A 13,872-nucleotide genomic window follows, 5' to 3' on the forward strand; every position below is an offset into this window, starting at 1 on the left:
CAGGACGATGATACAGAAATTACCTATGAGACCGAGTTTTCGGGCGGTGTGAACATCAGCGGCAGCCTCTGGAACCGGGAGCAGGACAATATCGGCATTGGTTTTGCCTACCTGGATGACGGCGAGACCGAGGTGGACAACACCATCGTCTTTGAAGGCTATGTGCGTTTTGGTTTAAACGATTTTTTTGCCGTCACGGCAGATGTTCAGTACATGGAAGATGAATATGACGATCCCCTTGAAGATGTGGATGGCTGGGTGGGTTCCATTCGCGTCACAGCCGAATTTTAGAAAGGAGATGACATTGATGAAAAAGAAGCAATTGATTTTGTTATCGGTTATTTTCTCTGCCATATGCCTGGGCGCGAATGCTTGGGCGGGTGCCGGTGGGCACGGGCACAAAAAACCTAAAAAAGTGGGTATTTTATTGGTTGCCTTCGGATCCAGTGAGGCCAGTGCCCAGGTATCCTTTACCAACATTGATAAAAAGGTTAAGGCCGCTTATCCCGGTATTCCGGTAAAATGGGCCTATACCTCCACGATCATCCGTAAAAAACTGGCCAAGCAGGGTAAACTGCTGGATTCACCCGAAGTCGCCCTGGCAAAAATGCAGGATGAAGACTTTACCCATGTGGCGGTGCAATCGTTGCACACCATCGGCGGGGATGAATATCATGACCTGCGACGCACAGTAGGCGCGTTTAAAATCATGGGCGGGTTTCAGCGTGTTGTTTTGGGATACCCCCTGCTGGCCACCCAGGAAGACATGCAGCGTACAGTTAATGCCATTTTGAGTGTCATTCCTAAGGAGAGACAAAAAAGAGATGCTGTTGTATTAATGGGTCACGGTACACATCACCCGTCCAACGCCTTTTACGCTGCTTTGATGTTTCAACTTCAGCTCGAAGACCCCAACATCTTTTTAGGAAATGTGGAAGGTTACCCTGAAATTGATCTGATCCAAGCGCTGTTGCTGAAAAACAAAATCAAAAAGGCCTATTTGATGCCCTTTATGTCCGTAGCCGGCGACCATGCCAAAAATGACATGGCCGGTGATGAAGACGATTCCTGGAAATCCATTTTAACCAAAGCCGGGATCCAATGCGTGCCAGTGCTCAAAGGAACTGCCGAGTTTGATGTTTTTGTCGACATCTGGGTGGATCACCTGGGCGGGCCGTTGAGCCATTTTAACTAAAGCGCTCATCTGTCCTTGCATAAAAAGATTAAAGCAGAAAGGCCGGCTGATGAATTGCCGGCCTTTCTTTTTGTATGATGCATGCAGTCGATCGACAGCAACCGTATGCAACTTAGTTGCATTAAATATTTATAACTATCACTTTCATTAAGAAAGATTTGTCAAGGTCTTTGTCCTTGAAATCAGCCATGCATCAGGCGATTTTATATTTTGCAAAACAATTCCCATGTATTATAATTGAGATTATCGGATGCCTCCCAAAGACAGATACGACAAGATATCAAGAGCGCTGTAGCGATTAATCATATGATGTCAAGAAAACTAGCTGACTCTTTACCTTCCAACCTGATTTCCTTGGCGGCAATTGTGTGCATTGCAGTAGCATTGCCCCTACTCCATCCTGTTTTACACAGCCATTTGGAACACTGCCATGCTGGTGCACACTCAGATGATTGTGCCGGACACGTTTCTGCTATGTGGGTTGAAGGCAATGACGTTACATGCTCTATCTGCGATTTTCTGGCAATCAATTCAATCTTTGAGACTGGAATAGGACCCATCGTACCGGAAATTGAACCGCTCGGTGAAATGGTGTCGTTTAATAAACTTTTTTTCACAATATATTCGCTATTGCTGACCGAGCCGCGAGCCCCACCTGTTCTCACTTTCGTGTAAAAAATCTATTTCGATGATTATTTTGGGTTATCTGATGAATGAACTCCTGACCACTGTTGGGATCAACTGTATTGCACGGTAAACACCAATATTGAAAGCGACTCTGATAATGATCATGGGGATGACCACACCCATGAGTATGATAACAGCAGCAAAGAAGAGGCTGATCAACATGCGCACGCGTCAGATCATCAAGGCGATGACCACTAACGCCACAGCGAGTTTAAGGCCGAATACAAAATCGTCTGCCAGCAACCGCAAAAACTTGAGCATATTGACGTCACCCTGTTTCGCATGTTTCAGGGCATTGAACGCATTAAGGTTAAGCTGTTGAGCGGCGCCCGGCAAAACGCCCTTGAGCTGACAGCCACCCATCATCAGATTAAATTCTAATTTTCATGATTATATTTGATCATATGGACAACAGCAGTTGAATGAATATGGCAAACCAACAACATCATGATATGGCCATTGATATAGCCGGATTGAAATTTTCATGGGATGGCCATGGCCTGCTTTTAGATATTGAGCAGCTGCAAATCCAACGCGGGGAGCGTATTTTTATCGAAGGGCCCAGCGGCAGCGGCAAAAGCACCTTGCTGAGCCTCATCGCCGGAGTCGGGGTGCCCCAGCACGGTATGATCGAGGTAAACAATGTGATTATTAGCGCATTAAACGGCGCCGAGCGGGATCGTTTTCGCGCAGATCACATCGGATTTATTTACCAAATGTTTAACCTCATTCCCTATTTGTCGGTCGTTGAAAATGTGACATTGCCCTGCCGGTTTTCCCTGCGCAGGCGAAATAAGGCGGCAGATCGATCCTCAAGTTTTAAGGCGGAGGCCATGCGGTTGCTCGAGAAACTGGGTATGGATGACGCAACGCTCATCAACAAGCCTGCAACTGACTTAAGTGTGGGGCAGCAGCAAAGAGTTGCTGCTGCCCGGGCCTTAATCGGTGCTCCCGAAATCATAATTGCCGACGAACCCACGTCTGCACTCGATACAGGACATCGTGAAGCGTTTATACAATTGTTGTTTAAAGAATGTGACCGCAAGGAGACTTCCCTGGTTTTTGTCAGCCACGATACCACCCTGGCGCGCAATTTCGATCAGACAATACGGCTTGCGGATATCAACAAGAGCTAACACTTTAAAATTAAATGGAGATGAACAACCCCAATAATCATGTTTACCCTTGCAATTAAAAGCTTCCGCAACCGCAAGTTCACGACAATCTTAACCATTGTATCGATTGCGCTAAGTGTGACCTTGCTGCTGGGTGTTGAGCGTATCAGAAAAGAGGCGCGATCAAGCTTCGCCAACACCATATCGGGAACCGATCTGATTGTCGGCGCCCGCAGTGGTCCGGTGCAGCTGCTTCTTTATGCTGTATTTCGCATCGGAAACGCCACCAATAACATTTCATGGGAAAGTTATCAGGAGATTGCCCGCAATCAACATATCAAATGGACCATTCCCATATCGCTGGGGGATTCTCACAAAGGCTATCGGGTCCTGGGGACAAATACCGATTACTTTAAGTTTTTCCGCTTTGCAGGCGGTCGTCAGCTGGAAATGGCCGGAGGGAAAATATTTGAAGGTGTCTTTGATGCCGTACTCGGCGCTGACGTCGCCCAGGCCCTTGACTACCGCATCGGCGATCCGATCATCATCGCCCACGGGGCCGGTGACGTCAGCTTTATTAAGCATGATGACAAACCGTTTAAAGTGGTCGGTATTTTAAACAAAACAGGCACACCGGTGGATCGCACCGTGCATGTTCTTCTTGAAGGCATCGAGGCGATTCACATCGATTGGAAAGACGGTGCGCCTGTTGCCGGGATGTCGATTCCGGCGGAAAAAGTGCTGGCGATGGACCTAACGCCCAAGGCCATAACCGCCTTTCTGGTCGGCCTCAAATCACGGATTGCCGCCTTTGGTGTGCAACGCTATGTGAATGAGTACCCACAGGAGCCGCTCTTGGCCATATTGCCGGGTGTGGCCCTGCAGGAATTGTGGGATCTGATCGGAACTGCCGAAAAAGCACTACTGGCTGTATCCGGCTTCGTTGTGGTCGTCGGTCTGTCCGGCATGCTCATTGCGCTGATGACCAGTCTCAACGAACGCCGGCGCGAGATGGCGATTTTGCGATCGGTGGGGGCGCGGCCGCTGCATGTATTTTCTCTGATCATCGGCGAATCTGCCATGCTGACAATCGCAGGGATCATCGCTGGAGTGGGTTTGCTGTATGGGCTGTTGTTTGTCAATCAACCGTTGATCTTAGACCGATTCGGGTTATTTATTGCCATTCGCGGATTGTCATCATATGAGATGATCCTGTTGACTGCTGTCTGTCTGGCAGGCCTATTCATTGGGGTAATACCGGCTTATCGAATTTATCGCTACTCACTCGCAGATGGCATGACGATAAGAATATGAAATAAGGACGTCACAATGAAAAGGTTTATCCAAATTGCCAACATCATTATCATCAGCACCATTTTTTATACGCCTACATTGGCTGAACAGATCCGTGAGCTGAAATGGAGTGATTTGATCCCGGCGCATTTGCGAGCACTAGATCCATTGGCCAATCTAACCGAAAAACAGAAAGATCTTGTTCTTTGGGCAATCAGAACAATTGAATCCCTGCCCGAGCGAGGGCCGAAAACTGAAAAATACTATAAAGAACTCGACAAAGCCAAACTGGAGATGAAAGAATTCGGCATTGATATAGATTGGTTGATGGAAAAAAGAAAGGAAGCCCAAACTGCTGTTGTAAAAGAACTCAACGATCAACGCGTTCGCATTCCGGGTTATCTCCTACCGTTGGAAATGTCTGATACCAAGGTAAAAGAATTTCTGCTTGTGCCCTATGTTGGGGCATGCGTTCATGTTCCGCCGCCGCCTCCCAATCAAATTGTTTACGTAAAAATCCTGCAAAAAGAAGGGCACGAAAGCAAAAAGCTCTTTGAACCGGTCTGGGTATCCGGTGTTATTTCAGCCAAGTCGATGGCTAAAGATCTTTACCTGACAGACGGCTGGACTGAGATTAACCTTGGATACGCGATGCGAGCCGACCGGGTCGAGCCTTACAGACAGTAAAATTTTTGTAAACATCAAAAAGATTCCCGATAAGCTTGGGACTCAACGAACTTCTTGCCACCATCTGTTGCTAGCCGGATCTGACATTTCCTTCAGTTTTATATTCATAGAGAGTCATTTTTTAAATTTTCATAAGGGTTGCTTCTGGGAACCTCAAAAAGTATACGCGACTTTTAGATTTAGGGGAATCGACAATAAACACAAAATCCTGCAAAGCCAAAACATTGCATAAACTCTGAGAAGGTAAACCCTTTTACCGGAAGTAAATCAGGAATGAAGATCACAGATGTCAGTCGGAAATCGCCGCATCCGCATCTGCGGATTCAGGCCGAGTTAGCTTGAAAAGCAGCCACAATGAAAACAACATCACGATTAACTCAGCTGAAAGCATCAATACAAGCGAGGTCAGGCTGACTGCATCGATAGCGGACAAGACCGTCCCAGGATCTCCTCCTGGCGCGGCAAATGGTATACCGGTTTGCGGTGTGGCCAGCAGGATGACCAACATCCGAAATACCGTATTGATCATCATTATAACGGAAAAGAAGATACCCAGACAACTGGCCCCCAGCCCGATCCAAACGGTTTTTATTACCGAGGACTGCGCGGGACACAGCTTGGGATCAGCGATTTTTCTGGCGAGGCGGGTATAGCGAAAAAACCAAAAGGTGGTAAAAAGCATCACCCCCAAGCTGCCGTAGGACAGGTAATTACCCAGACTGATGCCTTTGCGCTGCGCGGACTCGGGGCTGCTGATAAGCAGTACATAGAGCAGTAAAACGATGGGAATGATCAGCAACACAACCTGCATCCAAAATCCGGTCCAACCCAGACGCGAAAAATGCTTGGCAAGTCCTTTGGGGTTCGACGGTTTTTCCTGTGAATTTTGGTTTTTTGGCATAATCAATCTCTCTTGGGTCTGTAGGATTCAGGATTTCGTTTATAGGATTGGGTAGTGATCAAACAGGTTGTTTTATGACCTGTGGTGTCTGACATTAAAGTTTATCATTACGTCTGCATCAGCAAGAAAAGACAGCATTTGGATCACACCGATTAACGTAGTGAATGCCATATATTTTGTCAAGACCGCAAATAGATCAAAAAAGAGCACTTCAAGTTTAAAACCAGCTGGTATGACCTGTTTCATCTTCCGCTATGACGTTGATTACTTCTGGGCGCTGTAAATATCTTGCCGCGAAATGCGATAAAATGCTATGGATATGGCCTGGTTTCCATAAAGATAAAGTACAGGCTGGTTTTGGAGGTAACCAAATGAATGATTTGCTCATATCCGCTGAAAACATCTTAAATGGTCTGAGCGAAGGTGTCTATGTGTGCGACCGCGATCGCCGAATCGTGTTCTGGAGCAAATCGTCAGAGCGCATCACCGGCTGGACATCAGAAGATGTCATGGGGCGCGCCTGTCATGAGGATATCTTATGCCATGAGGATAAGGACGGGCATCGCCTGTGCGGCAAAGAGCATTGCCCCTTGCACCGCTCCATGATTACCCGAGCCACCAGCACGACACCCATTATTGTTTTTGCGCGCGGAAAGGACGGCCGCCGCATTCCGATGCAGGTAACCACCGCGCCACTCTATGACAAGGACGGCGAGGTGATCGGCGGCATTGAAACCTTTCGCGATGTGTCGCCCATGCTGGTGGATCTCGAGCGCGCCAAACGCATCCAGACCCAGAGTCTGGAACACAAACTGCCGGAAGACCACCGGGTTCGGTTTGCCGCTTTTTATATGGCGCACGATATCGTGGGCGGTGACTATTATGCAGTGAAAGCGCTCGATGACGATCGTTACACTTTTTTTCTGGCCGATATGGAAGGCCACGGGGTTGCCGCTGCATTGTACACCATGCACCTGGCTATGCTGTGGCAGCGCCACTGTGCGCTTTTGGAAAACCCGGCCGAGTTTGCCGCCACGATCAACAAGGAGCTGGTGAGTGTATTTGGCGACATCAACACCTTTGCCGCCGCCACCTGCGGGGTCATCGATGCGCGTGACCGCAGCCTGTATTTTGCCGGTGCCGGCGGTCCGCCGCCGTTGGTTATTGATGCCAAAGGCAATTATAAGCAACTGCCGTCATCGGGCCTGCCCTTTGGCTTCACCGATGATATTCCGGAATCGGCTGCTTACCAGGCGCAAACCGTGCAGCTGTCTCCGGGTGATGCGATTCTGATGTTCAGTGACGGCGCTTTTGAAATTCATAATGCCGATGATGAATTACTGGGCGTCGATGGTTTCATCAAGGTTCTTAAAGACCTGAACTATCCCCGGGAACCGCTCAACATGGCCGCCCTGGAAGAGGCACTGTTAAAGTTTTCAAATGATATTCGTTTGCAGGATGACATCACCATTCTCGAAGCACGGTTTTTGTCATAGTAGGCCAATCGACCCGTGAATATTGCGAAATGTTGAATGAATGAGGCGACAATTGATATGGGGCCTTTCGGAATTCGACTTCTGCGGATTCATATGAAAAAGTGGCTGTTTCCTCTATTGGCTTTTCTTTTTGTCTTTCCGGCACCAACTGTATTTGCCCAGGGCGTTCGGGTGGGGCCGGATGGCGAATTTTCGCCACAAACCCTCAGTGTGCCCTACGCCTTTTACAACGAGAATTTTGGATTTGCCGCCGGATACATTTACGGAAAAGTCGGCCGTCCTCAAAAGCAAGCCATGCTGCTGGCCACGGCCGTTGTCGGGACCAAGGGCGGGATGGGTTTTCTGGTGGGCCGTGACATCCAGATGCCATGGATTGATCGTCTGTTTCTGGATCCGACCGTCTCGGTGGGCTATTTCAGTGATATCGAATCCTATATTGACGGTAACCGCAACTTCCCAACCGAACGCGCCGGCGCCAACAACTCAGATGAGGATAATTATGTCGATGGTGACGGCTGGGATAATTTTTTCCGGCTAAACTTCAAATACCTGCTGCCAATCGGCTACGGGCGGGACAACATTATCACCACCTATAAAATTAAGGACGGCTTGCTGGCTTCCGATCCCAAAGGTGGGGAGTCCTTCAATCCGTTTAAAAGCGGCCGCAGCTACTTGCAGCTGCGCCCCTTTTATCGCTCCCAGGAGATCGACGGCAGTGAGGTCAATACGAAGGTCAAAACAAACGGTCTTGATTTTACGGTTTTCTGGGACAACCGCGATTTTGCCGCCAACCCTTCCAAGGGCTTTGGATTACGGGGCAGGGCCTCACGGGATTTTGGCTGGTTTGACAGCTCGGATTCATGGACTAACTTTGAGGGGGAGCTGGATGTCTATTTTCCGATCAAAATGGGCAGCTGGCTGCGCCAGGGGGTTCTGGCCCTCAATCACTGGACATCCTATTCGCCGACCTGGGACATCCAATCCAATGGTGAGATCAACAACCGGCCGCCGGCCTATACGGGCTCGACCCTGGGTGGTCTCTGGCGCATGCGGGGTTTTCCTGCACAGCGCTTCAACGACAAGGCCGCCACCTACTATGCGGCAGAGCTGCGTTTGATTCCCGAGTGGAATCCGTTTAATAACTGGCCCCGGGTTCAGAAGGCAGTAGGCATCAAATGGCTGCAGTTTGTGCCCTTTTTCGAAATCGGGCGTGTGGCGCCTGAATATGATATTGGGCGCTTACATTCGGACATGCGCTGGAATGCCGGTCTGGGCATCCGGGCCTGGGCGCAGGGCATTGTTATCCGTATTGACACGGCCTATTCCAGGGAGGGCGTCGGTGTCCAGATGATGATCGCCCAGCCGTTTCAATTCTAATTTCCTTTTGCCAGATTTCCGGGTACAGAGAAGCCGAACTTATCCAAAAAGGAGGTCAACCGATGACACGTTTCAAACGACGCTTGTTGATCGCCACGGCAACGGTCGTACTGGTGTTGCTGGTTGTGGGGGTCTGGCTATATTTTTCCTTTTTTGCTTCTACAAGTGCGGCCTTGCGCCACGCGGAGGCCTTTATATTTCGACGCATGAAGGTGGCGCAACTGGCCGAGCAAGGCACGTACCGGTTCTTTTTTGTTACCAATCGTCGTTTGGCATCCAATGAAGGTCCGCTTAAGACTCGCTTCGGCAATGAGCGTGAAACGCGTCTTAAGTTCGGGTATTTTGATGCCCGCATCCAGCCCACGGTGGGTCTGGGCATGCTCATCAATCCCAGCGAGTGGTTCGAAAACGAAGAAATCCAGCTCAAGTCGGTAAACACGCTGGAGCAGGCGGAATTTGTCAAGAAAGTCCAAAAGCTGATTCAAGCTTCCCCCTATCGATCTTTGTTGATTGTGGTGCACGGCTTCAGGGAGGCCTTTGAGTCCGGGCTGCGCAAAACCGCCTTTGTGGGTCATGTCCTGGACATCAACTCGCCGGTGCTGGTTTTTGACTGGCCCGGCAACCAGGGCTCTACGCCGCGCGGCTACCTTCGGGCGCGCCAGGTGGCTGAAGCGTCCGGGGCGGAGCTGGCTGATACGCTGCAGTTGATCATTGACGAGATTAAACCCGATAGATTGTGGCTGTTGGCCAACAGTATGGGGGCCGAGGTGGTGGTGGATGCCTTCAGCCTGCTTTACCAGGAGGCAGATCTGGCCGATGCACAAACCGAAATCGAAGATGTGGTGCTGACTGCACCGGATGTCGATCACGAAGAGTTTAACAACCAGCTTAAACTGGAACTTAAAGCCCTGGCGCTGAAAACGACCGTTTATGTTTCCTCCAACGATCGGGCGTTGCTGATCAGCCGTGTCATCAATCGCGCCAAACGGCTGGGCGAAAGCACCGTCAGCCCGGACATGATGGGAGAGGCGGTGCGGGTGGCCAATCTGGTCGAGCCGGGCAGCGGCCGGATAGATCTGGTAGATGTCACGCCGGTAAACCGCACGCGCAATTTTCATAATTTCAGCCTGGAGACCCCGGAGTTTTTTGACGAACTGTTCCTGCGGCTGACCAACATCGACGTCCCCAATCATCGGCCGATGTACCAGGTCGAAGGACCCAATGGGGCCGTCTACTGGGTACTGACCCGTGGCCGCTAGGCGACCATGCAACAGACTATCGGATATATTGCGCTCAAGCCGAAACGTTCATTCGTTGAAAAAGGAGAATCACTGCATGAGATGCATAGACATTTTGGTTAACCGTCTGCGCGGATATCATTTAAGCTGGTTCCTGATCGGTTCTGTAGTCTGCGGGGTTTTATTAATAATTCAGGGCTGTGACGGTCCGCCCCTGAAGCCCTGGCATACCGAGAAGCTGACAGAAGAATTTACAGTCGATATGACCGATAAGATCCAGACCTTTGATGACTATCGCAAGCTGGAAGATCGCCTGTTTAAGCAACTGGAGGAAGAGGTTTACGCCCGCACGGCAACCGGACCGGAATATGCGCTGGTGCGTTACAGCGCCGGCAGCGCCGCTGACCCGCAACCGCATCGACCCAACTGGAACCGCAGCTTTGAATTTACCACCAGCCAACCGATCGGTGGCGTTCTGCTATTGCATGGGATGTCGGATTCGCCATACAGCCTGCGGGTATTAGGCCAAACACTGAAGCAACGCAACTACTGGGTTATCGGTCTGCGACTGCCCGGCCACGGCACCGCGCCTTCCGGGCTGAAATACATCCACTGGCAGGACATGGCCGCTGCCGTGCGGCTGGCGGTGGCACACCTGGCAACCAAGGTCGGGAAAAAGCCGATCCATCTGGTGGGCTATTCCAACGGGGCACCGCTAACGCTAAATTACGCACTCGAAGCGTTTGAAAAAGAAAATTTACCCACACCGGCCAGCCTGGTGCTGATTTCCCCTTCCATCGGTCTGCACCCGGCAGCGGCGCTGGCCAAATGGAAACGGCGACTATCGATTTTGCCCGGTCTTGGGGGGATGGCCTGGTTGTCGGTGATACCTGAATTCGATCCATTTAAGTACAATTCCTTTGCTACCAATGCCGGTGAGCAGGTTCACAGCCTGACCCGCTCGGTGGCCCAGCGTATCGCTGCCCGGGCCCGCGCCGATAAGAACCCGGTTTTACCGCCGACGCTGGTCTTAAAGTCCACCGTCGATGCCACGGTCTCAACGGATGCTGTGGTTGACCGTTTGCTCAAGCATCTCAAGCCGAACAGGCATGAGCTCGTGCTATTCGACATCAACCGCTTTGCAGCCAAGACCAGTTTGCTGATCGCCGATCCGGCACCGTTTACGGCCCGTTTGACAGCGGATAAGGGCCTGCCCTTTGACCTGACCCTGGTTACCAACGCGAACCCGCAAAGCCGTGCTGTCGTGGCCCGCTACAAGCCACCCTTTTCAACCGAGGTATCCAAGATCGAGCCGCTGCATCTCTCCTGGCCGCGCGGCGTGATCTCCCTATCCCACGTCGCCTTGCCGTTTGCGCCCGATGACCCCCTGTACGGGCAGGGGCCGCCCACTAAAATAGACGCCCTTTTTCTGGGTCAGATGGCTATCCAGGGCGAAAGGGATTTACTCAAGATCCCCTACAGTTTTTTATTGCGCATCCGCTTCAACCCGTTTTACGTTTATCTCGAAACGCGGGTGCTTGAATGGTTCGATCAGGCAGAGGAATAAAAATTGGACATTGCGTTTTTAGGGAGGGGCCAGCATGAAAACGAAAGCGCTAAATGCAAGACGACGTTTTTCAACGCTAGCATTCGGATGTATGGGTGTAGTGGTCATAGCGCTCGCCGTTAGTGGCTGCTCGAGCAGCAGGCGTTATAAAATCGATCTGATGCCCGCACCCTCTGTTTTCGAAAATGGTGCCGTCAATCCGCTGCCCAAAGGGCAGCCGCCGGTATCCTATGATGACTTCCGCATGCTGTATGCCACAGATCGCAAACCCTCCGATAATCCTAACGAAAGGCCGTTTTATCTCGATGAGCCCGCCTTTGTTTTGCGATTGGGTGAGGCCAGAGTCAAAGCCGGACCTCTGGGGACCGACTGGGAAACGGTGCGCCAGATTACGTTGGCCAAGGATCGCTCCGAGGATTACCCCCTTGAGGTGATTGCGGTCGATGGTGCCGGCTACCTGGCGAATACCTATTCCTTTATGACGCGCTCAATCCCCGAAGATCCATCCTCGGATGACCATGGCCGGGAGTTTGCCCGGCTGGTTAACGAGCGTTTGGCGACTTCAGGTGTTAAGGATGTCTATATATATCTTCACGGTTTTCGGGTGATGTTCGATGTCCCTGCGCTTGTTTCTGCCGAGCTGTGGCATTTTATGGGCTACCGCGGGGCTTTCATCGCTTACAGCTGGGCGTCAACACCCAGTTTATTTGCCTATTTTGCGGATCTGGAGGCCGCTGTCATCTTGGCGCGCAAGCTGCGTCTGTTTCTGACCTACCTGGCGGAAGAAACCCAGGCGGAAAAAATCCACATCATTGGCTTCAGCGCCGGATCGCGGCTGGTGGTGAGGGCGTTGCACCAGATGGCCCTGCTCTTTGAAGATGAAACCATCGAGGAGATTCGCAAGAAGGTGCGCATCGGCAATGTCATCATTGTTGGCGGCGACATCAGCCATGAAGAATTTGGTGTCGCCCTGGCGGATGACTTCCTCAGGGTTGCGGAACGAACCACGATCTATGTGTCTTCGGCGGACCGGGCCCTGGCGTTTGTTAGCTGGTTATTTCGCCGTGAGCGGCTCGGCGAGATGTGGCCTGAAGAATTGCCGGCGCGGGCGGCCAAGTTTCTGCAGGCCCATCCGTCGCTGCAATTTGTCGACGTCACCGAGGCTGCCGGCTCGACGGACGGCAACGGCCACTCCTTTTTTCGCAAAAGTCCCTGGGTTAGCTCCGACCTGATCTCGCTGCTGGCCTACGATCTGAGCGCTGCTCAAAGGGGGCTTGAAAAGGATAAGAAGTTGCTGGTCTGGAGATTTCCGCCGGACTTTATCGCGCGGTTGCGAAAGGCCCTGACTAAAATCAATCCGGAATGGGCCGGCAAGCAGGCAAAGTAAACGATCATTTGGCCGCTGATAATTGAAGGCATTTCTTCCGGAACATTTCACCTCTGACAAACCGGGGGTTCAAAATGAGCGAGAATGTAAAAAAGCCGAGTATCACCAATGAGCTTGCCCGCGAACGGAATCGGGCGGCTGCCGACCGCACCCTGATGGCCTGGATCCGGACGGCCATTGCCATGATTGGTTTTGGATTCGGTGTTGGCAAAATTACCGATGTGCTGGAAAAGCAAAACCGGACAATGCCGGATGAATCCATCCACAGTGGCATGATTTTTGGTGAAGCCTTTATTACCCTCGGTGTCCTCAGTCTGCTGGCGGCCATCATCCAATACGGGCGAATTTTAAAGCGAATCGACAACCCGCAATATGTGTATATGCCGACGCGTGCTCTGCCGATGATAACGGCCATCGCGCTGCTGGCAATCGGCATGTTTGCTTTTGTTGCCATTCTGCTATGACGCTGGTAACCGGCAGATGAAATGGGTGTGATCACCTTTTCAGACAAAAACCCATCTTAACGCCATGACGACTGGGAATCTAAGTGCAAGACCCCAAAAACAAACAACCTAAAAAAAGACGCTGGCTGTGGATCATCGGCGGTGTTCTGCTGCTCATCGGACTGTGGCAGCTGGTTGCCAATTTTTATCTGGAAGAGGAAAAAGAGCTGCGCCGCCAATTGCGCGAAAACATAAAAGAACGATTTCCGGAACGGACTGCTGAGATTATAAAAACATTTGGGCTATTTGCTTTTAAAGGGGATCGTGAAGACACCGCCAGCGCGGCATCGACCCGCAAATCCATCGTTTTGGTTCACGGTCTGGACGATCCCGGTAAGGTGTGGCAGAATTTGGCCCCTACACTGGTTAAACAAGATTATAATGTATGGCTGATGCGCTACCCCAATGACCAGCCGATCGTGGAGT

General features: G+C 51.0%; 14 protein-coding genes. 12 read left to right on the top strand and 2 right to left on the bottom strand.

What is annotated here, in order from left to right:
• Both QNJ26_21610 and QNJ26_21615 read left to right on the top strand, forming a co-directional pair.
• Positions 1–291: porin (locus QNJ26_21610; GenBank protein MDJ0988150.1), on the top strand; the 291-nt coding region annotated here is incomplete at its 5' end.
• A 16-nt stretch (positions 292–307) separates the two neighbouring features.
• On the top strand, positions 308–1,195 hold the full coding sequence (locus QNJ26_21615; protein MDJ0988151.1) for a sirohydrochlorin cobaltochelatase: 888 nt from the start codon (positions 308–310) through the stop codon (positions 1,193–1,195).
• Between the two features lie 858 nt (positions 1,196–2,053).
• Here the strand turns inward: QNJ26_21615 and QNJ26_21620 are convergent.
• Entirely contained in the window at positions 2,054–2,248 is a 195-nt protein-coding gene (locus tag QNJ26_21620; protein ID MDJ0988152.1) for a hypothetical protein, read from the bottom strand.
• A 62-nt stretch (positions 2,249–2,310) separates the two neighbouring features.
• Here QNJ26_21620 and QNJ26_21625 point away from each other — a divergent pair, with 62 nt between their 5' ends.
• From QNJ26_21625 to QNJ26_21635, 3 genes are read left to right on the top strand one after another with little or no spacing between them, the layout of a single operon-like run.
• On the top strand, positions 2,311–3,018 hold the full coding sequence (locus tag QNJ26_21625; protein MDJ0988153.1) for an ABC transporter ATP-binding protein: 708 nt from the start codon (positions 2,311–2,313) through the stop codon (positions 3,016–3,018).
• A gap of 39 nt (positions 3,019–3,057) precedes the next feature.
• The gene (locus QNJ26_21630; protein MDJ0988154.1) at positions 3,058–4,311 is read left to right on the top strand and encodes an ABC transporter permease; all 1,254 of its coding nucleotides are present in this window, start codon (positions 3,058–3,060) and stop codon (positions 4,309–4,311) included.
• A gap of 15 nt (positions 4,312–4,326) precedes the next feature.
• On the top strand, positions 4,327–4,977 hold the full coding sequence (locus QNJ26_21635; GenBank protein ID MDJ0988155.1) for a DUF3299 domain-containing protein: 651 nt from the start codon (positions 4,327–4,329) through the stop codon (positions 4,975–4,977).
• Between the two features lie 289 nt (positions 4,978–5,266).
• Here QNJ26_21635 and QNJ26_21640 read toward each other — a convergent pair whose 3' ends face one another.
• Positions 5,267–5,878, bottom strand: a complete 612-nt coding sequence (locus QNJ26_21640) for a DUF3611 family protein (protein MDJ0988156.1) — start codon at positions 5,876–5,878, stop codon at positions 5,267–5,269.
• A 371-nt stretch (positions 5,879–6,249) separates the two neighbouring features.
• Here QNJ26_21640 and QNJ26_21645 point away from each other — a divergent pair, with 371 nt between their 5' ends.
• The 7 genes from QNJ26_21645 to QNJ26_21675 form a co-directional block, all read left to right on the top strand.
• Positions 6,250–7,374 carry a SpoIIE family protein phosphatase gene (locus QNJ26_21645; GenBank protein MDJ0988157.1) on the top strand — a complete coding sequence of 375 codons (1,125 nt, stop codon included), beginning with the start codon at positions 6,250–6,252 and terminating at the stop codon, positions 7,372–7,374.
• A 36-nt stretch (positions 7,375–7,410) separates the two neighbouring features.
• Entirely contained in the window at positions 7,411–8,751 is a 1,341-nt protein-coding gene (locus tag QNJ26_21650; protein MDJ0988158.1) for a BamA/TamA family outer membrane protein, read from the top strand.
• A gap of 62 nt (positions 8,752–8,813) precedes the next feature.
• Positions 8,814–10,010 (top strand): alpha/beta fold hydrolase, encoded by a 1,197-nt coding sequence (locus QNJ26_21655; protein ID MDJ0988159.1) that lies wholly within the window; start codon positions 8,814–8,816, stop codon positions 10,008–10,010.
• Between the two features lie 76 nt (positions 10,011–10,086).
• Positions 10,087–11,556: an alpha/beta hydrolase gene (locus tag QNJ26_21660; GenBank protein ID MDJ0988160.1), complete on the top strand. Its 1,470-nt coding sequence runs from the start codon at positions 10,087–10,089 to the stop codon at positions 11,554–11,556.
• Positions 11,557–11,590: 34 nt separating this feature from the next.
• Positions 11,591–12,943, top strand: a complete 1,353-nt coding sequence (locus QNJ26_21665) for an alpha/beta hydrolase (protein ID MDJ0988161.1) — start codon at positions 11,591–11,593, stop codon at positions 12,941–12,943.
• A gap of 74 nt (positions 12,944–13,017) precedes the next feature.
• Positions 13,018–13,407 carry a DUF202 domain-containing protein gene (locus QNJ26_21670; GenBank protein ID MDJ0988162.1) on the top strand — a complete coding sequence of 130 codons (390 nt, stop codon included), beginning with the start codon at positions 13,018–13,020 and terminating at the stop codon, positions 13,405–13,407.
• Between the two features lie 83 nt (positions 13,408–13,490).
• The coding region (locus tag QNJ26_21675; GenBank protein ID MDJ0988163.1) for a hypothetical protein at positions 13,491–13,872 on the top strand (382 nt) is incomplete at its 3' end.

The sequence above is a fragment of the Desulfobacterales bacterium genome, assembly GCA_030066985.1.
In the GTDB taxonomy this organism is placed as follows: domain Bacteria; phylum Desulfobacterota; class Desulfobacteria; order Desulfobacterales; family JAHEIW01; genus JAHEIW01.

Excerpts from the sequence above, each read along its gene's own strand:
- QNJ26_21615 (MDJ0988151.1), top strand. The coding sequence starts at position 308 with ATGAAAAAGAAGCAATTGATTTTGTTATCGGTTATTTTCTCTGCCATA.
- QNJ26_21620 (MDJ0988152.1), bottom strand. The coding sequence starts at position 2,248 with ATGATGGGTGGCTGTCAGCTCAAGGGCGTTTTGCCGGGCGCCGCTCAA.
- QNJ26_21625 (MDJ0988153.1), top strand. The coding sequence starts at position 2,311 with ATGGCAAACCAACAACATCATGATATGGCCATTGATATAGCCGGATTG.
- QNJ26_21630 (MDJ0988154.1), top strand. The coding sequence starts at position 3,058 with ATGTTTACCCTTGCAATTAAAAGCTTCCGCAACCGCAAGTTCACGACA.
- QNJ26_21635 (MDJ0988155.1), top strand. The coding sequence starts at position 4,327 with ATGAAAAGGTTTATCCAAATTGCCAACATCATTATCATCAGCACCATT.
- QNJ26_21640 (MDJ0988156.1), bottom strand. The coding sequence starts at position 5,878 with ATGCCAAAAAACCAAAATTCACAGGAAAAACCGTCGAACCCCAAAGGA.
- QNJ26_21645 (MDJ0988157.1), top strand. The coding sequence starts at position 6,250 with ATGAATGATTTGCTCATATCCGCTGAAAACATCTTAAATGGTCTGAGC.
- QNJ26_21650 (MDJ0988158.1), top strand. The coding sequence starts at position 7,411 with ATGAATGAGGCGACAATTGATATGGGGCCTTTCGGAATTCGACTTCTG.
- QNJ26_21655 (MDJ0988159.1), top strand. The coding sequence starts at position 8,814 with ATGACACGTTTCAAACGACGCTTGTTGATCGCCACGGCAACGGTCGTA.
- QNJ26_21660 (MDJ0988160.1), top strand. The coding sequence starts at position 10,087 with ATGAGATGCATAGACATTTTGGTTAACCGTCTGCGCGGATATCATTTA.
- QNJ26_21665 (MDJ0988161.1), top strand. The coding sequence starts at position 11,591 with ATGAAAACGAAAGCGCTAAATGCAAGACGACGTTTTTCAACGCTAGCA.
- QNJ26_21670 (MDJ0988162.1), top strand. The coding sequence starts at position 13,018 with ATGAGCGAGAATGTAAAAAAGCCGAGTATCACCAATGAGCTTGCCCGC.